The sequence below is a fragment of the Paraburkholderia sp. USG1 genome, assembly GCF_031570135.1.
GTDB classification, from domain to species: domain Bacteria; phylum Pseudomonadota; class Gammaproteobacteria; order Burkholderiales; family Burkholderiaceae; genus Paraburkholderia; species Paraburkholderia dioscoreae.
The window spans coordinates 49,650-67,064 of sequence record NZ_JAMWXW010000034.1 but is presented as its reverse complement, the minus strand read 5'-3'; the positions used below and the strand labels follow the sequence as shown (position 1 = coordinate 67,064).

The 17,415-nt window shown below is 62.8% G+C and carries 18 protein-coding genes; 4 read left to right on the top strand and 14 right to left on the bottom strand.

Going from position 1 to position 17,415, the window contains the following annotated elements; genetic code table 11:
- Nucleotides 1–3 precede the first annotated feature (3 nt).
- From tssJ to tssH, 7 genes are all read right to left on the bottom strand, one after another.
- Entirely contained in the window at nucleotides 4–504 is a 501-nt protein-coding gene (gene tssJ / locus NE850_RS32790) for a type VI secretion system lipoprotein TssJ (RefSeq protein ID WP_007181811.1), read from the bottom strand.
- A gap of 104 nt (nucleotides 505–608) precedes the next feature.
- A complete protein-coding gene (locus tag NE850_RS32785; RefSeq protein WP_011488490.1) occupies nucleotides 609–1,091 on the bottom strand; it encodes a type VI secretion system tube protein Hcp in 483 nt (160 codons plus the stop codon).
- Between the two features lie 43 nt (nucleotides 1,092–1,134).
- On the bottom strand, nucleotides 1,135–1,572 hold the full coding sequence (locus NE850_RS32780) for a DUF3828 domain-containing protein (RefSeq protein WP_232064169.1): 438 nt from the start codon (nucleotides 1,570–1,572) through the stop codon (nucleotides 1,135–1,137).
- Nucleotides 1,573–1,622: 50 nt separating this feature from the next.
- Nucleotides 1,623–2,174, bottom strand: a complete 552-nt coding sequence (locus NE850_RS32775) for a hypothetical protein (RefSeq protein ID WP_232064168.1) — start codon at nucleotides 2,172–2,174, stop codon at nucleotides 1,623–1,625.
- A 27-nt stretch (nucleotides 2,175–2,201) separates the two neighbouring features.
- On the bottom strand, nucleotides 2,202–3,695 hold the full coding sequence (tssC, locus tag NE850_RS32770) for a type VI secretion system contractile sheath large subunit (protein WP_007181815.1): 1,494 nt from the start codon (nucleotides 3,693–3,695) through the stop codon (nucleotides 2,202–2,204).
- Between the two features lie 33 nt (nucleotides 3,696–3,728).
- A complete protein-coding gene (gene tssB, locus NE850_RS32765) occupies nucleotides 3,729–4,277 on the bottom strand; it encodes a type VI secretion system contractile sheath small subunit (RefSeq protein ID WP_007181816.1) in 549 nt (182 codons plus the stop codon).
- Between the two features lie 39 nt (nucleotides 4,278–4,316).
- A complete protein-coding gene (tssH, locus tag NE850_RS32760) occupies nucleotides 4,317–7,067 on the bottom strand; it encodes a type VI secretion system ATPase TssH (RefSeq protein WP_165186049.1) in 2,751 nt (916 codons plus the stop codon).
- Nucleotides 7,068–7,639: 572 nt separating this feature from the next.
- On the opposite strand from tssH, the gene NE850_RS32755 reads away from it, so the two are divergent.
- The 3 genes from NE850_RS32755 (at nucleotide 7,640) to NE850_RS32745 (ending at nucleotide 10,074) form a co-directional block, all read left to right on the top strand.
- Nucleotides 7,640–8,287 carry a TagK domain-containing protein gene (locus tag NE850_RS32755; protein WP_310699875.1) on the top strand — a complete coding sequence of 216 codons (648 nt, stop codon included), beginning with the start codon at nucleotides 7,640–7,642 and terminating at the stop codon, nucleotides 8,285–8,287.
- A gap of 81 nt (nucleotides 8,288–8,368) precedes the next feature.
- The gene (tssE, locus tag NE850_RS32750) at nucleotides 8,369–8,914 is read left to right on the top strand and encodes a type VI secretion system baseplate subunit TssE (RefSeq protein WP_051059016.1); all 546 of its coding nucleotides are present in this window, start codon (nucleotides 8,369–8,371) and stop codon (nucleotides 8,912–8,914) included.
- A 131-nt stretch (nucleotides 8,915–9,045) separates the two neighbouring features.
- Complete coding sequence (locus NE850_RS32745) at nucleotides 9,046–10,074, top strand: ImpA family type VI secretion system protein (protein WP_165187451.1); 1,029 nt, start codon at nucleotides 9,046–9,048, stop codon at nucleotides 10,072–10,074.
- A 171-nt stretch (nucleotides 10,075–10,245) separates the two neighbouring features.
- Here NE850_RS32745 and NE850_RS32740 read toward each other — a convergent pair whose 3' ends face one another.
- From NE850_RS32740 to NE850_RS32710, 7 genes are all read right to left on the bottom strand, one after another.
- Nucleotides 10,246–10,989: an SDR family NAD(P)-dependent oxidoreductase gene (locus NE850_RS32740; RefSeq protein ID WP_007181821.1), complete on the bottom strand. Its 744-nt coding sequence runs from the start codon at nucleotides 10,987–10,989 to the stop codon at nucleotides 10,246–10,248.
- 56 nt (nucleotides 10,990–11,045) lie between these two features.
- Entirely contained in the window at nucleotides 11,046–12,170 is a 1,125-nt protein-coding gene (locus tag NE850_RS32735; RefSeq protein WP_007181822.1) for an amidase, read from the bottom strand.
- Nucleotides 12,167–12,682 (bottom strand): nuclear transport factor 2 family protein, encoded by a 516-nt coding sequence (locus tag NE850_RS32730; RefSeq protein WP_007181823.1) that lies wholly within the window; start codon nucleotides 12,680–12,682, stop codon nucleotides 12,167–12,169. The genes NE850_RS32735 and NE850_RS32730 overlap by 4 nt, the downstream gene beginning before the upstream one ends.
- Nucleotides 12,683–12,692: 10 nt before the next feature.
- Nucleotides 12,693–13,070, bottom strand: a complete 378-nt coding sequence (locus NE850_RS32725) for a hypothetical protein (RefSeq protein WP_007181824.1) — start codon at nucleotides 13,068–13,070, stop codon at nucleotides 12,693–12,695.
- 186 nt (nucleotides 13,071–13,256) lie between these two features.
- Complete coding sequence (locus NE850_RS32720; RefSeq protein WP_007181825.1) at nucleotides 13,257–14,573, bottom strand: MFS transporter; 1,317 nt, start codon at nucleotides 14,571–14,573, stop codon at nucleotides 13,257–13,259.
- Between the two features lie 26 nt (nucleotides 14,574–14,599).
- The gene (locus tag NE850_RS32715; protein WP_007181826.1) at nucleotides 14,600–15,100 is read right to left on the bottom strand and encodes an aromatic-ring-hydroxylating dioxygenase subunit beta; all 501 of its coding nucleotides are present in this window, start codon (nucleotides 15,098–15,100) and stop codon (nucleotides 14,600–14,602) included.
- Nucleotides 15,097–16,380 (bottom strand): Rieske 2Fe-2S domain-containing protein, encoded by a 1,284-nt coding sequence (locus tag NE850_RS32710; RefSeq protein WP_007181827.1) that lies wholly within the window; start codon nucleotides 16,378–16,380, stop codon nucleotides 15,097–15,099. The genes NE850_RS32715 and NE850_RS32710 overlap by 4 nt, the downstream gene beginning before the upstream one ends.
- A gap of 105 nt (nucleotides 16,381–16,485) precedes the next feature.
- Between NE850_RS32710 and NE850_RS32705 the strand changes: the two genes are divergently transcribed.
- Nucleotides 16,486–17,406, top strand: coding sequence for a LysR family transcriptional regulator (locus NE850_RS32705; protein WP_007181828.1), 921 nt, complete (start codon nucleotides 16,486–16,488; stop codon nucleotides 17,404–17,406).
- Nucleotides 17,407–17,415: the final 9 nt, after the last annotated feature.

Below are 17,415 nucleotides of genomic sequence, written 5' to 3'. Positions count from 1 at the left end.
CCACTATTTAGTCTCGGTAATCCTGATTGCGTTCGCTTCAAGATTGATGATCAGTTTCAGTTTGGGCGCGCGGCGATACCAGGCGGCATCCGGCGCCGGCGGCAGCGGATAGGCCGCGCGCCATACCGAGTTGGGCAGATCCCGGTAGGCTGCCAGTATCCCGACGACGGTCGTCGCGGGATCGGCTCTCGTGCGGATCGATTTGCTCTCGCCCGGCCGCAACTGGAATTGCGCTCGCGTCACCAGATCCTCCGCGAGGGCGGTCTTGTCCTTGTCCTGCAATGAAAAAAAGTCGGCGGAATTGAATGCGCCGTCGGTTCTCAATTCATAAACGCGTACGACGATCGGCGCCGCACGTTTCTGGTCGTCCGGATTGACGCCCGTGGACGCCACAACGGACAGTTCGAGCTTGATGGGTTCCTTCGCTGTCTTTGGATCGCTGCTGGCGCACGCGGTCAGCGCGGATGCCAAAGCGAGGGCAATAACATGGGTGAACAGGCGCATTGGGCAACGCAAAATGAGGCGCGATAGAAACGGCAGCAGGGCAGCAAACCGGAAAGGTCCAGGCGGGCCGGGACGCCTGCCTGGACGAAGGGCGGCAAGTCGGCTTAAGCCTCCTTGTTGCCCTTGATGTCGTACCCGGCCGTCACGGCGCCGCCGCTACCGCCTTGTGCGTTCTGAACGACGTATTCCTGCCTGACCTTCGCAAACGAAAGGCGAACGTGCTCGCGAATACCGTCGTCGCCGTTGCTGCCGGACGGATGAACCTGGGTGACGATCACGTCGCTCATGGTGATCTTCAGAAATTCGAGCGGATTGCCGCCGGCTTTGCGTACCACCAGCACAGCCTGGTCGACGTGCTTGCCCGTCAGGCAGTATTTCATCAGGTTCGGGCTTGCCCGGTCCACGAGATGCTCGAACTCGAGGTCGTCGACGGTGGCCTTTCCCGCGCCGCCGCCGGAGCCGGCATGCATGTTCGCTTGCTGGGATACGCGCCAACCCCAGCTCTTCACCTCGATCTCGTTCTTGTGCGCGGCATCCGGCGATTCTCCGTCGATACCGTTGATCTTGAGAAAAATATCTTGTGCCATCTAGAAAGCTCCTTGATGTTAAATATCTACAGCCTGATTTCCGCTACTTTCCGGCCAGATCGGCAATCTCTGTCTGTAGGACCGCGCGAAGACTGCGCCGATCGTCGCTGCCCCTGATATCGTCGATCAGCCATCTGCCACGAACCCAAAGCAGATCTAACTCCACCTTCCGCGGCTCCTTGAAGTTCGTAAACGCCACGACGGCCGTTGCCTTGTGGTGCGTCTCCACCCTGACCTCGATGCCGGTCGTTTTCACGTCGAAGTCCTGGCAACGGCACAGCGGATCCATGTCCAGATAGCCGGCCTCTCCTTTCAAGGCGCGCCGATCTTTCCTGATCAACTGCAGGAGCGACGGCGAGGCAATGGCGTGAGAGCCGGACGCTTCAATACCGGGAGGATCGCCATTGAACGTATAGGCGCCATAGACGCCTTGCAGAAACCGCCTGGCCGAATCGACGTTTTGTGCAAGCGCCGGATGCATGCCGAGAACAGCCCATGCAATCGCCGCGCATGCGCAGGCTCGCCATCGCGTCATTGCGCCCCCTGCCACCGATACACCTTGTACGCAGGCTTGTTCTGACGATAGCCCGGACCGCCCCACATGTCGTTCTGGCGAAAATCCGAGACCCACCGCTGGCCGTTGTACATGGTGATATGACCGGCGACGTTGCCGCCGGGGTAAGGCTGGATAACGGCGGTGTCCCCTTTGCGCGGCGTAATCAGCTCACTCGCCGATACCTCGATAAATCCATGCTCGCGCAGAACCGGGCCGTAATTTTTGGCGTAATTGACGGCCGGCCCTTGGGGAATGACGATTCCGCCGGCCGCCAGCGCCTGCCTCACGTAGGCCGCGCATCGGCCATTGGAATCCGCATGTGCGTGAGCATTCAGATGCGTGACGGCTGCATCGACATCGTAATTTTCATCGGACATATCAACGCCTCGAATCGGGATTGCGATCGGGGTTGCGATCGGGATTGCAACCGGGCTGCAACTAGATCGCAATCGGTGAAAAATCAAGAACGGAAAGCGGGGCGACACCCGAATGGCCACCTGTTTTCGGAAAGCCAGCAGGGTCTGCATCCAGGAGCCCGCTCCCGGCCGGGTCAGTCAGGCGGCTTCCTTGATGGACGGCAGTTTCGCGACGAGGCGCAACGACACCGTCAGCCCTTCGAGCTGGAAGTGCGGGCGCAGAAAGAACTTCGCCTGGTAGTAGCCGGGGTTGCCTTCCACTTCGTCCACTACCACTTCGGCGGCGGCGAGCGGCCGCCGTGCCTTGGTTTCCTGCGACGAGTTGGCGGGGTCCGCGTCGACGTAATGCATGACCCACTCGTTCAGCCAGCGCTGCATTTCCTCGCGTTCCTTGAATGCGCCGATCTTGTCGCGCACGATGCACTTGAGGTAATGCGCGAAGCGCGAACAGGCAAACAGATACGGCAGACGCGCGGACAGATTCGCGTTCGCGGTGGCGTCCGCGTCGTAGTATTCGGCCGGCTTCTGCAAGGACTGCGCACCGATAAAAGTGGCGTGATCGGTGTTCTTGCGGTGGATCAACGGGATGAAACCGTTCTTCGACAACTCGGCCTCGCGCCGGTCCGAGATGGCGATCTCGGTCGGGCATTTCATGTCGACGCCGCCGTCGTCGGTGGGGAATGAATGGCACGGCAGGTTCTCGACCGTGCCGCCCGATTCGACGCCGCGGATCAGCGAGCACCAGCCATACAGCTTGAACGAACGATTGATATTCACACCCATTGCATAGGCCGCGTTGGCCCATGCATAGCGGCGGTGGTCGGAGCCGTTGGTGTGCTCCTCGAAATCGAATTCTTCGACGGGATTGGTTCTCGCGCCGTAGGGCAGGCGGGCGAGGAAACGCGGCATGGCGAGGCCGACATAGCGCGCGTCTTCGCTATTGCGCAACGAGTTCCAAGGAGCGTATTCGAGGTTCTGCGTGAAGATCTTGGTCAGGTCGCGCGGATTGGCGAGCTCCTGCCACGATTCCATCTGCAGGACCGAAGGCGACGCGCCGGAAATGAACGGCGTGTGCGCCGCCGCGGCCACTTTGGCGATCGAGCCGAGCAGATCGACGTCGGGCGGCGTATGGTCGAAATAGTAGTCGGCCACGAGGCACCCATAAGGCTCGCCGCCGAGCTGGCCGTACTCTTCTTCGTAGATCTGCTTGAAGAGCGGGCTCTGATCCCACGCGATGCCTTTGTAGCGTTTCATCGTGCGCCGCAACTCGTCTTTCGACACATCCATGAAGCGGATCTTCAGGCGCTCGTCGGTTTCGGTGTTGGAGACCAGATGATGCATGCCGCGCCAGGCGGACTCCAGTTTCTGGAATTCGTCATGGTGCAGAATCAGGTTGATCTGCTCGGAGAGCTTGCAGTCGATCTGCGCGATGATCGCCTCGATGCTCTTGTACGCGTCGTCGCTGATCGTGGCCGATTGCAGCAAGGCCTGTTCCGCAAGTGTCTGCACGGCGTGTTCGACAGCCTCGCGAGCCTGGTCGGTTTTCGGCCTGAATTCCTGGTTGAGCAGATGGCCGAAGTCGGATTGGGTATGTACGTCAGCCGCGGCCGCGTGTGTTTGCTGTTTTGCCATGTTGTGTCCTCTGAATCTGTTCTGTCCGCTCGATCAGCTGTTCGCGTCCGCGGGCTCCACTGCGTTGCCGGCGGCGTGCGCGACCTGCGGCTTCGGTGTGGCCGCCAGCGATTTCAGCAACGCCGGATCCTGCAGCAGCCTGTTGACGAGCGATTCCGCACCGGACTTGCCGTCCATATACGTTTGCAGGTTGGCGAGCTGTGTGCGCGCTTCGAGCAGTTGCCGCAGCGAATCGACCTTGCGGGCGACGGCTGCCGGCGAGAAGTCTTCAATGCTCTCGAAGCTCATATCGACCACCATCTGTCCGTCGCCCGAAAGCGTGTTCGGCACGGCGAATGCGACGCGCGGCCCGATTGCCTTCATCCGTTCGTCGAAATTGTCGATATCGATATCGAGGAAACCGCGCTCGGCGACCGGCGGCAGCGCTTCGACGGGCTTGCCGGAGAGGTCGGACAGCACGCCCATGACGAACGGCAATTCGACCTTCTTCTCGGAGCCGTAGACTTCGACGTCGTACTCGATCTGCACACGTGGCGCCCGATTGAGCGCGATGAATTTCTGCGAACTGCTGGGAACGGACATGGAGGTCTCCGGGAACGGGTGGTGAAGAGTCGGCAGCGTTCAGTCAACCTGCGCGACGGAAAAGGTGGGCGACGTTGCGGCTGCCGCCGGCATTGCCGTGGCATGCGCATACGCGCATGGGAAAGCAAGTGCAGCAGTGGGTGGCGCGCTCGCGTCGACTACGCCGATTTCGATACGCGCGATGGGCCGCTTCGACGCCAATGCGTCGAGCCATAACGCGGAAAGACGCGGCAGCACGTGTTGTTCGATGAAGCCGATCAGCACGCGGGCTCCGGTTTCCTGAACAAGGCACCTGCCGACGATGTAGTCGACCACTTGCCCGCTGTAGGCAAGAGCAATGTCGTGAACGTCCGCCATGCGTGTGACAACGCGGTCCAGATGCAGCCGCACGATGCGCGCAAGCGATTCATGGGCGAGCGGCCGGTACGGCACCACGGTGACGCGGCCGAGAAATGCCGCGGGAAATACGTTGAGCAACACGGGCGTGAGGGCTTCGCGCAAGCTGTCGGTATCGGGCGGGAGCGACGCGTCGGCGCACAGGCTCGCGGTCAGTTCCGAGCCGGCGTTGCTCGTGAGCAGGATCGTGGTGTTGCGGAAATCGATGTAGCGGCCGTCGCCGTCTTCCATATAGCCCTTGTCGAAGACCTGGAAGAACATTTCGTGCACGTCGCGATGGGCTTTCTCGATTTCGTCAAGCAGCACCACGGAATAGGGGCGCCGCCGCACCGCCTCCGTGAGCACACCTCCCTCGCCGTAACCGACATAGCCGGGCGGGGCGCCTTTCAATCCGGAAACGGTATGAGCCTCCTGGTACTCGCTCATATTGACGGTGATCAGGTTCTGCTCGCCGCCGTAGAGCGCCTCCGCGAGTGCGAGCGCCGTCTCGGTCTTGCCCACACCGGAGGGGCCCGCGAGCAGGAATACGCCGAGAGGCTTCTTCGGATCCGTTAGTCCGGCGCGTGCGGTTTGCACCCGCTCGCCGATCTGACGCAATGCATCGGGCTGGCCGATCACGCGCGCTTCGAGCGTGATCGGCAGCGACTGCACGGCAGCCACTTCGTCGGTGACCATGCGGCCCACGGGGATGCCGGTCCAATCCGATACCACTTCGGCGACGATTGCTTCGCTCACCTCCGGAAACACCAGCGGCGCATCGCCCTGCAATTGCGTGAGTGCGCGCTCCAGATCTTTGAGCGAATCAGGCGATGCGCGTACCTCACCGTTCGTGCCGGTGTGCGGCGCGCTGTGAGCGGCCCCGAGCGCCGCATCACGAGCGGCGAGCAAGGCCTGCGCCGCCGCGAGTTGTGCTTTCCAGCGCGCTTCGATGCGCTCTTCGACTGCGACGAGTTCGCCGATGCGCGTTCGGGCCGCCGCCAGTGCGCCCGCGGTATCGAGCCCGATGCGCGATTCCGCGACCAGCAACTCGCTTTCGACGCGCGCGGCCAGCACGCGTTGACGCGCGTCCTGCAATTCTCGCGGCGGCGCATGCTGCGAAAGCGCGACTCGCGCGCACGCCGTGTCGAGAAGACTGATTGCCTTGTCCGGCAACTGACGTGAAGGGATGTAGCGATGCGACAGCCTCACCGCCGCGCGGACCGCCTGGTCGCGCACGACCACGCCGTGATGCCGCGAGAACGTGTTCGCGAGGCCGCGCACCATGTCGATCGCCGCCGGTTCCTGCGGCTGCGGCACCTGCAGGACCTGGAAGCGCCGTGTGAGCGCAGCGTCTTTTTCGATGTGCCGTTTGTACTCCGCCCATGTGGTTGCCCCGATCGTGCGGATCGCCCCGCGCGCGAGTGCGGGTTTCAGCAGATTGGCCGCGTCGCCGGTGCCGGCCTGGCCGCCTGCGCCGATCAGCGTGTGGATTTCGTCGACGAACAGGATCACCGGTACGGCTGATTTCAGCGCGGCTTCCAGCACGCCTCTCAGACGCGACTCGAATTCGCCCTTCATGCTGGCACCGGCCAGCAGCGCGCCCACGTCGAGACTCAGGAGCCGTACGCCCAGCAGCCTGGGCGGCACGTTGCCGGCGGCGATGGCGCACGCCAGCCCTTCGACGACAGCGGTCTTGCCGACACCCGCCTCGCCGGTCAGCAACGGATTGTTCTGGCGCCGGCGCAGCAGCACGTCGATCAGGGTGCGAATCTCCAGTTCGCGGCCGACCACCGGATCGATTTCGCCGCTGTGCGCACGCGCAGTCAGGTCCGTGCAGAACTGTTCGAGCGGCACGGCTTTCGATTGCGCAGGCAGCACATGAGAGGCCTCGCCTGGCACGGCGGGTGAAAACTCGCTGTTGTCGTAAGGTGGTTCAGCGGCTTCGGGCGAACTGTCGATGCATGCCAGAAGCGCCTCGTTCAGACCTTCGACGGGTAGCTTGCCGAACCCCGACGAAATGGCAAGCAGCACGCGCCGCAATTCCGGCGTCTGTACGAGTGCGGCGACGAGCCAGGCGCTGCGGATACGCCGGTCGCCGAAGCCCAACGTGGCGAGCACCCAGGCCCGCTCGATTGCCAGTTCGACGTGGTGCGAGAAATCGCTGATCGAGCTCGCGCCCGCCGGTAGCGCGGCCAACGCGCGGGCCATGTCGCGATCGAGCATTTCGCGTTCGATACCGCAATGCCGCGCGATCCGATGCAGGTCCGAGTCGGGTTGTTGCAGCAACTGATGCAGCCAGTGCACAAGCTCGATATAGGGGTTGCCGCGCAGCTTGCAGAAGCCGGTGGCGGACTCGATGCTTCTGTACAGCGTGTTGCCAAGCTTGCCGAAAAGCGCCTGACGCGAAATCGTCATGTGGATTCTCTGAAACATTGTTATTGGTTTTCTGCTTTCAACCTGTGTTGGGCAACGTCATTGCTGATCTGCGCAAATTCGCCCTGGAATAAGTCCCGTGAGCTATTCAGCCCAATTAATATGGAATCGGACTTTAATTATGACCCACCGTATTTCTCGAATTCAATCAAATCGTCAGGATTGTATTAAGCACATGAACTGGATCGCCCGTCAATTGACGTCGGTCTAAAAAACTTGCAAATGACCAGCATTGGGAAAATTCATGAGTAGACTCGGATATTTCGCATTTCAAGACCTTATTCTGCATATGCTAGTGGAATAAGGTCTTGTTTTTATGTGAAATTGTTAACTTGCTTTCTGTCTGAAAATTGGGATAAAGTTATGAAATTTTTTAAAAATGGCGCTCTCCCGTGAATTCGCTAATAAATTTCTATCCAAAAAATAAGAGTTTTATTGGAAATCAAATTTTATTCATAGTGAATGGCGAGTGCTCGTGAGTTGTGTTTAGAATGCGACTCCCGCCAATCAGGAAGACATGGGTAATGACATGTGGGCAAGCAGACTTATCAGGCGTGACGTCAAGGCGTCCGCTCGCATTGAACCAGGCGCGACAGAAACGGAATGCGAACCGCCGCGAAACAGTTGGCGATCACCCGAGCGTCCGCGAATACGATCCCGAGTACGGCATTGATGAAGATCTGCGAGGCAGCAACGCGATATTTGGCCTGATCGGCGCCGCGCGGGCCTCGGATAGCGACGCGTCGCGGCAGGAACGCGAGGGCGCGGAGAAAGGCGCCGACGATTTGATCGAGGCGCTGCACGAGCAGTATCGCCGTGCGCTCGACGACCCCAATGCTTCGCTTGCCGCAGGTTGGGAAGGACAGCCGGAGTTTTCGGCCGGCGTGCATCCAGCTTCGCCCGACGAAGCGCCTGCGGGCACGCAGACACCGCATATCGGCTCGATCGAGGCATTCCTGTCCGGTGCGCGTTTCATGGAGGATCTCTTTGGCCCGCTCGCGGCAGGCCAGGAGGCTGACTTCGCGGCGCCGGAGCCAGTCCCCGAAGTTCTGGCTCTGTTCGCACCGCAGGAGTATCTCGCCGCGGCCGCACGGCGCGCACGCGTGTTGCCGCCGGCGCTGGCGCGGCGCGAACACCATACGCTGGGACTCGACAGCCCGTTGCCGGCACAACATTCCGTGATACACGAAGGGGCTCGATGAACGTGCAGCTATCCCGCGCCAACAAACCCGAATGGCAGCAGGACGGTACAAATGGACAGGTTTAACCAAGCGTCCAGGGCCATGCGCCGCGAGGTGCGTTTGACGCGTGAGGGCGGCGCCACGCCCCGGCGGGCAAACGCGCACCTGCTGCCGACACTGCTCGACCGTCTGCGTGACGATGCGCCGCAAAGACTGACCGAAGCGCCCAGTGAATACACGGTGACCCGTTCGCAGATGCGCGACATCGTTCAGCGCGACCTGGCATTCCTGCTGAACACCACCAGCATGGAAGACCTGATCGATCGCAAGCGGCATCCGCACGCGGCTTCGTCAACTGTGAATTTCGGCGTGCCGCCGCTTGCCGGCGCTTTCACTGCGGCGCGCAAGTGGGACGACATCGAAAAGATCATCCGGTCCGCGATTACGGAGTTCGAGCCGCGTCTGATATCGGATTCGCTCAGCATTGCGCCGCTTGCCGGCGTGGATGCCGCCGTTCACTACAACGTGCTGGCATTCGAGGTGCGCGGCATGATCCGCATGGATCCTTATCCGCTCGAATTCATGGTGCAGAGCTCGCTCGATCTGGAAACGAGTCAGTTGAACGTCACCGGAATGCGCGCGGGCTGAGCGCGGTCCTGTAGCGCGGAAAATCCGATGGCACGCAGTGTGAAGGTCAATGAAGGTCAACAATGAGCAATAGCAGAAAACCCTCCCACCAGAAACCCGAACGGATCAAGGCCGCCACGTCGCAGGACTGGATGACGCCGGTCGACGCTGCCGCACCGTGCGGGATCGACCTCGAATACGACCCGGAATTCGTCGTTCTCGCGGCGAAAATGACCGCCAGGCAGGACGCGCAATACGGCGATTTCGTGGGGTCGCCGGAACCCGTCAACTGGAGCGACGTCGATCGCGACTGCCGGCGTTTGATGGCGCGCAGCAAGGACATGCGTCTCGCCGTGCTGTTTGCGCGCTGCCGTACCCGGCTCGGCGGCGCGGCGGGTCTTGCCGAGGGCGTGGGTCTGCTGGCCGCGTGGCTGGCTGCGTTTCCCGATCAGATTCACCCGCAACCCGGCGTCGACGCGGATCGCGAGGCCGCGCTCGAAATTCGCATGAACGCATTGCAGGCACTGACCGACGCGGACGGTCTGCTCGCGGATGTGCGCGAAATCGCGTTGACGAAGGCGACCGCCACGCGGCTTCAGATGCGCGACATTGAACGGGCGTTTGCGCAGCCCCGCCCGAGCGATGCGCTCGCGCCGGAATCGGTGACGCGGCAACTCGACGATCTGCGTTCGCAGCAACAGGAAACGCTGGCGGGTTTCGACGAGGCCTTCGCAGGCCTGACGGCGATCGACACATGGGGCCGTGAACACCTGGGCGCGCACGCGCCGGATCTGTCCACGCTGAGGCGGTTGCTCCGCCATGTCGCGCCAGGCGGCGTGCGTACGGCGAGAGCGAAGGCGGGGATCGTGACGGTCGACCCGTCGAGCGTCGACCAACGCGTGGAAGATGCGATGCGGGATTCCCCGGCCGCACGCGAAGCGCAGGCGGTACGAGCCGACATTGATATGTCCGCAGGCGAGGGCGCCGGCACAGCCCCCATAGATCGCCATGCCGCGCTCGAACTGGTCAGGCAGGCTCGCGAGTGGTTCGAGAAAAGCGAGCCGAGCAGTCCGGTTCCGTTGCTGCTCAGGCGTGCTGAACTGCTGGTGGGCAAGCGGTATGCTGAAGTGGTCAAGGCCATTCCCGCTGAACTGCTCGTTCAGTGGGACGGCGAAGCCTGAGCACGCCAAGCATCGTCACCCGCCTTACCGATCGGCGACGGCCGCGATTGATTTCGTCGAGAAACCGTATCGCTCGCAGCCGATGTCATGGCGGTGTGGGATCAGGATGCGGTCAGCGGTGGCATGCAATATCGAGTGCCTGCGGTCAGCAATGTGAGCCGGCTTCAGCCGTCAGCGCATGAACAGCCCGCCGTTCACATCCCAGCACGCGCCGTTCGCGAAGTACGCATTTTCCGCCGCCAGCATCACGGCAACATCGGCGACGTAATCCGCTGAGCCGAGACGGCCCGCGGGAATATTGGCGATCATCGCCTTCAGCTTGTCGGGCGCCACGCTTTCATGTACGACCGGCAGATCCATCGGTCCGGGCGAAATGGCGTTGACGGTCACGCCCGCGGCGCCGAGGTCTCGCGCGAACACCTTGGTGAGCGTGATCACGCCGCCTTTCGCCGCCGCGTAATGCGCGCCGGTTGCCGAGCCGCCGTTCTGTCCCGCGAGCGACGCGATGTTGACGATGCGGCCCGTGCCCGTGTCCGCGAAATGCTGGCCGAATACCTGGCAGCCAAACAGCACGCTACGCAAGTTGACGTTGATGACCTGATCGAATTGCTCCGCCGTGATGTCCATCACGGACACGATTCTGGAGGCGCCCGCGTTATTGACCAACGCGTCGACACGGCCCCAGCGTTGAAGAATGGCCTCGCGCGCAGCGGTGAAAGCGGCCTTCGCGGTGACGTCGAGATGCAGTGCGAATGCGCTGGAACCGTCTGCGCTCAGATCGCGCGCGAGGGCTTGTGCTGCATCGAATGCAATATCGCCGATCGCGACCGCGTAACCCGCCGCATGAAAGCGCGTGGCAATCGCGGCGCCCAGACCACGCGCGGCGCCGGTGACAAGTACGACTCTCTTCTGCATTGCTTGCGCTCCGGATAAAACAGCCGCCGCCCGAGCGGCATGACCTGAAGCATGCGTCAAGCGGCGAGGGCGGCTTCGAAACGCGCCGCGATTGCGCACACCTGCTCGTCATGCCCCTTGCGTCCGATTATCTGCAACCCCGCCTTGAGCGGCGAGCCTTCGACGGGTAGCGGCAAACTCAACGCGGGATGCCCGCTCAGATTGAACGGCCGGATCAGCGACGACATGGCGATCACGGACTTGCCGCTGCGCGCTTCTTCGAGTGTGATGGGCAGCGCGGGCAGCGTGGGCAGAATCAGCACGTCGGCGTTGTCGAGCGCATGATCGACCGCCGCCGTGAACTGGCGGCGCACCTGTTCCGCCGCATCGACTTGCGCGGCGGTGGTGTTGGCCGCCGCGCGCAGGCGCGCGTCGAGATCCGAACCGATTTTCCCGCTGGCCACCAGGTGCCCGAACGCGTGCGAAGTCTCGGCATTGATAACGGTGAGGCCCGCGTCGAAGGCGGCTGCGAGACCCTCGATCCGCAGCGTATGCGCGGTACAGCCGGCCGTGTCGGCAGCGCGTGCCACGGCTGCGAGGATGTCGGCCGTTGCCTCGGCCTGCACGATACCGACCTTGCACGGGCCTTGCCATGCGTGCGCGGCGTTCACATCGAAATCCGCGGCAATGGCGAGCATCGCGGCAGCGAGCATGTGCATGTCGCGTGCAAACGGCCCCACACAGTCGAGCGTGGATTCTCGCGGCGCCACCCCGAGCCGCGACACGCGCCCGAAGGTGGGCTTCAATCCGATCACGCCGCAGCATGCGGCGGGACCGCGAATCGAACCGCCGGTGTCGGTGCCGAGCGCGGCGTCGGCGAGCTTCAGCCCGACCGCGGCCGCCGACCCGCTCGACGATCCGCCCGGAATGCGCGTAGCGTCCTGCGGATTCTGCGGCGTGCCGGTGTAGTCGTTGATGCCGGTCATGCCGAACGCCAGTTCATGCATGTTCGTTTTGCCGACGATATGCCAGCCCGCCGCCAGCAACCGCTCGACGACCTGCGCATGCCGCTGCGCGGGCGGCGTATCGGCCAGCGCGCGACTCGCGGCGGTGGTGGCATAGCCGGCGATATCGATCGTGTCCTTGATCGCGATGTTCGGACCTGTGCCGCCTAACGAGAGCGTCTGGATAAACTCGTTCATGTTTGAGGTTTCCTTGCGTTGACTTGCCACGGCGCGTCGAACAGGCGTTCCGTGCGAAAGTGCGTGATGAGCCAGTCACGGCCATTGCAGGCCGGCGCGAAATCCACTTCCAGGCGCGCCGCGATCAGTTCGGCTTGCGCATCGACATAGCTCGAAGCCTGCAGCATGATCCAGCGGCCTTTCGCGTTCGCACCCCGCACGTCGATGGTTTCCGACGTGAGAAAGTGCACGTTCACCGAGAAGTGCGGCGAGGGCGGCAGATAGCGCGTGAGCATCGTCAGGATTTCGCTGTGGCCCGTCAGGCGACCGAACTTGCTCGCGTACTGCGGGCCGATGCCTTCCCAGATCGCGTCGGCGGTAAAAAGCGCGGCGAGCGACTCGCCTTCGAGCGCGCTGCACGGCACGTCGCATAGCGCCATATAACGCGCCATCGTGCGGCGTACCGCGGATTCGGCGTCGAGCGCGGCAAGCCGTTCGGTCAGCATGGCAAGCGTCGCGGGAGTGGCGTTCATGGCGTCACGCTCAGGCTGCATGGGCATGTTGCGGCGGCACTTGCAGCGCGCGGCCGACACGCGCTTCGATCTTCCCATAGCGCCACAGGTTGTATTCGCCCACCGGCGTGGTGCGATACAGGTTGCATACGGCCACGGTGGTGTCGAAATCGCGCACGTCGGCCATGATGTAAAAGGTCCACGGCGAATTGTCGGCATGGCCCACGGTGAGGCGGTCGTCGTCCATGATGCCGAGTACCTTGACGCCTTCCATCGACTCGACGGCGGCCAGCATCTTGCCGTAGGCCTGCCAGACTTCACCGATCTGCTCGCGCGGCAGATCGAAGAAATTCTGCGTGACGCCGCAGCAGAACAGAACGCGCAGCGGCGGCGTTGAGGTATCGGACATGAGGCGCTGCTCCTTGCAACCGCAATCGTCAGGATGACGGATCAACTGGAAAGTGGCCTACAGGTGGCCCGGAATCGACGCAACGCTTGCGAACATCGTGCCGCCGACGGCGCGGTTGCAGCCGCCTTCACCTGGAAACGCGTGCTGGTCACGACCATCGAGTCGCGCCGGCGGGTAAATCGCAACTCAATCATGCGTAGCGCTGGTGTTGCGAGGAATGGTCACGAGCGTAAGCGCGGTAATCAGCCCGAAGCCGATCAGCATCAGCGCGACCGGCCACGGCGCACGCACTTTCGCATACAGAGCGGTAGCCACGAGCGGCGCGAGCCCGCCGGAAAATACCGAGGCAATCTCGTGACCGAGCGCCATGCCCGAGTAGCGCACTTCCGTGGGAAACAATTCGCCCATCAATGCCGGCTGCGTACCGATCATCGCGGCGTGACAGAAGGGCAGGCCCAACGCGAGCGAAAGGAACACGAGCATCGGCTGGTGCGTGTCGATCAGCCAGAACGCGGGAAACGCGATCACCACCAGCCCGAGCGCGCCGATCATATACACCGGCCGCCGTCCGATCAGGTCCGACAGACGTCCCCACAACACGATCGTGACGAGTTCGAGCAGCATGGCGATCATGACGCCGCCGAGCATCACCGAAACGGGCACGCCGATCGTCTTGCCGTACACCAGCACGAACGAAAGAAAGATATACGTCCCGCCGTTTTCGGCGACACGCAGCCCCATAGCCTGCAATACCTGCTTCGGATGATTGCGCAGCACCGTCAGCACGGGCATGTGCTTCGGTTTGGCGGCGGTGAAATCGCGGCTTTCGGGCAGGCGTCGGCGAATGTACACGCCCACGCCGAAAATCAGCACGCTGGCCAGAAACGGCACGCGCCAGCCCCAGGACATGAAGCTTTCGAGCGGCAAGCGCTGCACAAGATAGAACGCGGCCGCCGACAACACGAAGCCGCCCGCCACGCCCAACTGACTGAACGCCGCGTAGTAGCCGCGCCGGTTGGCCGGGGCGCTTTCGCTGATCAGCAGTACGCCGCCGCCCCATTCGCCGCCCGACGCGACGCCCTGCACGACGCGCAGACACACGAGCGCCGTGGGCGCGAGAAAGCCGATCTGCGAGAACGTGGGCAGCAGGCCGATGCCGAAGGTCGCCACGCCCATCATCATCAGCGTGACGACGAGCGCGCCTTTGCGGCCGTGGCGGTCGCCGATATGGCCGAACACGATGCCGCCCAGCGGCCGCGCCAGAAAGCCGATCGCGAAGCCGGCGAACGCGGCGAGGGTGCCCAGCAGCGGGTCGCCGTGCAGCGGGAAGAACAGCGGTCCGAAGATCAGTGCGGCGGCGGTGCCGTACAGAAAAAAATCGTACCACTCGAGCGCATTGCCGAGGACGGAGGCGACGATGATGCGCCGCAAGGTCCGCGAGGTAGCCGGCGCGGCGGATACGGGAGGCGATCCGGCTGTGGGAGAAAACGTGTCGTTTGGCATCGTCGTGCTCGCTGGTTTTTTGGGGTTCAGAGCAGGAAGCCGATCGCGCTCAACGCTTCGGTCGAATCGATCAGGCGGATCACTTTCTGCACGATGCGCGGCTCTCCGCTCGCGAAACTGATGCGATGCGTGAGGTCCGCCGCGAACAGCGTCGACTTGCCGCGCTTGAAGGCGACGATCACTTGCGCCGAATTCACCGTGACTTCGTCGCCCGCTTCGCTGGTGAGCGTGAAACGCGACACGGTGCGCACGGTGCGGGCCGCGTCGGCGGCCGATACCGAATAGCCGGACGTCATGCGCTGCACGCGTTTTTCGCGCATGTCCTGATCGTCGTAGGCATAGTTCAGCGTGGCGGCGAAGTCGGTGGTGTCGTGCTCGATCGGCACCACGTAGAAGCCCGTGGGATCCCACAGCGACAGCCACTCGCGATAGTCCTTGCGGTCCAGCAGTTCCGCTTCGCGCCAGATGAGTTCGATCGCGCCAGTGAAAGTCTTCTGCGAAAACAGCGTGTTCCTGTCGTCCATCATGCCTGCTCCATCATCGTGCGCCATTGCGCGTACGCTTCGCGCATGCCGGTTTCGTCCGTGGCGTGGGCGGTTTTTTCGCCATTCGGCGCCGTGCTCTCGCGATTCAGGCCGCGGTTCACCAGAATCGGCAGATCGGGGCCGGCGTGCGAGCCGCGCTGCACGCGCTCCCACGCTTCGGCGTCGTCCGGACTGCCGAAACCGAACGGGCCCTGGAAGTGTTCGTGAATGCGCAGGCGTACGCGGTTCGCTTCCTCGGGGCCGCCGTCCATTGCGAGGGCGACGTGACGGATCTCGGTTTCGTTCGCGGAAATGGGCCGTAGTACGCGGAAAAACGCCATCGACAGCGCGAGGTTCGGAAACAGATTCAGATTGAAGCCGACGCCCATCAGCGAGCGCACGATACGACGCACTTCGTCCGGCGTGTGGTCCTTCGCGAGCGACGCGGCGAGTTCTTCGAAGCGCTCGGGGATCGGCGCGCCGTCATCGTGGTCGAGATCGACGAGTTCCGGCATCAGCACCGCGAGGCTGTGGCCGTTGCCGAGCGAGCGGCAGAAGGCCTCGTCGCTCGTCATGAAGCTCGTGATCGCGGCGGCGGTTTCGTCGTCGATCGATTTCATCCACGACTTGTGAACCACGGGGAAGTGATACAGATCCGTGGTGTTCTCGAGCTGGATCTTCCAGTTGCCGTTGAAGCGGAAGCGATGCTCGCCGTTGGTCTTGACCGGATAGCCGGCGCCTTGCTTCATGAACAGGTCGATCCACGGTTTCGCGCCGCCGAGGAATGCTTCGAGCGGCTCGATCTCCTGATTGAAGCTCGCGAAAATCAGGCCTTGATAGATGCCCACGCGCAGACTGGCGAGCGGCAGCTCGGTCTTGTCGATCACGCCTTCGTAACCGTCGCCGTACGGCAGCGCGCGCAACGCGCCGTCGAGACCATAGGTCCAGCTGTGATAAGGGCAGGTGAAGCCTTTCGCGTTGCCCTTGTGCTGTTCGCAGACGGTTGCGCCGCGGTGGCGGCAGCGGTTCTGCAAGACGTTGACCGCGCCGGTCTTGTCGCGCACCACGATCACCGGCTGACGGCCGATCGCGGTGGTGCAGAAGTCGCCCGGATTCGGCAATTCGCTTTCGTGCGCGACCCAGACCCATGTCTTGTAGAAAATGCGTTCGAGTTCCGCTTCGAAAACGGCCGGGTCGTAGTACAGCGACGGGGCCACGCGATCGGACTGCGCGCGCTGATACAACGCGCTCGCGTCGACGCTCTGATACGGGGATTCGCTCATGGCTGTGCAGGTGGGGGTGTTGGATGAAGGGCAGTCTCGCCGACCCGTTGATATGCGTCAAATTGATCTAAAATAAAATATAAAATCAATCGCATGGATATCTTGATGAATTCGCTGGATCAAGTCGACCTCAACCTGCTGCGCGTTTTTCAGGCGATTGTCGAAGAGCGCAGCCTGACCCGGGCGGGCGAGCGGCTGGCGTTGTCGCAGCCCGCCATCAGCTATTCGCTGGGGCGTTTGCGCACGCTATTCGACGACCCGCTCTTTATCCGCACACGCGCCGGCATGCAGCCCACGCCGATTGCGCTGGAACTGTCGGCTATCGTGGCTCGCGCGCTGGACACGGTGCGCGAGGCGCTGCGCTACGCGGAACATTTCGACCCGGCGGTAAGCACGCGCACGTTCCGCGTATCGCTTTCGGACGCGGGCGAGCTCGCCTATCTGCCGCCCATTTGCGAGGCTTTGCACCAGCAGGCGCCGCGCGTGAGATTGCGCATCGAGCCGTTGCCGGTCGAGGAAATCGAAGACGCATTGCGTGCGAGCCGGCTCGATTTCGCCATCGGCAATCTGCCCACTTTGACCGCACGCACACGGCATCAGGCGCTGTTCGAAGAGACCTACGTATGCATGACGAGGAAGCGCCGCGGGTTGCCGCGCACGAAGGAGCTGAGCCTGAAGGCGTTTCTGGATGCTTCGCACGTGCAGATCACTTCGGTGGAGCATAGCCACCGCGCGCTCGACGACGAATTCCGCGCGCAGGGCGTCGGGCGTCATATCGCGCTGGAACTACCGCATTTCGTGGCTTTGCCGAGCGTGCTGGCCGTCACCGATCTGTTCGCCACACTGCCGCGGCGTCTTGCGCAGATTTTCAATCGCGGCGGCAATTTTCAGATCTACGAGTTGCCCGTGACCTTGCCGATCGCGGCCGTGACGATGCACTGGCACGAGCATTTCGATCAGGACGAGGGCAACGTGTGGTTGCGCAACCTGATGGCGGATATCGTGCGGCGCTTCGACGGGAAGTGACTGCGCGGC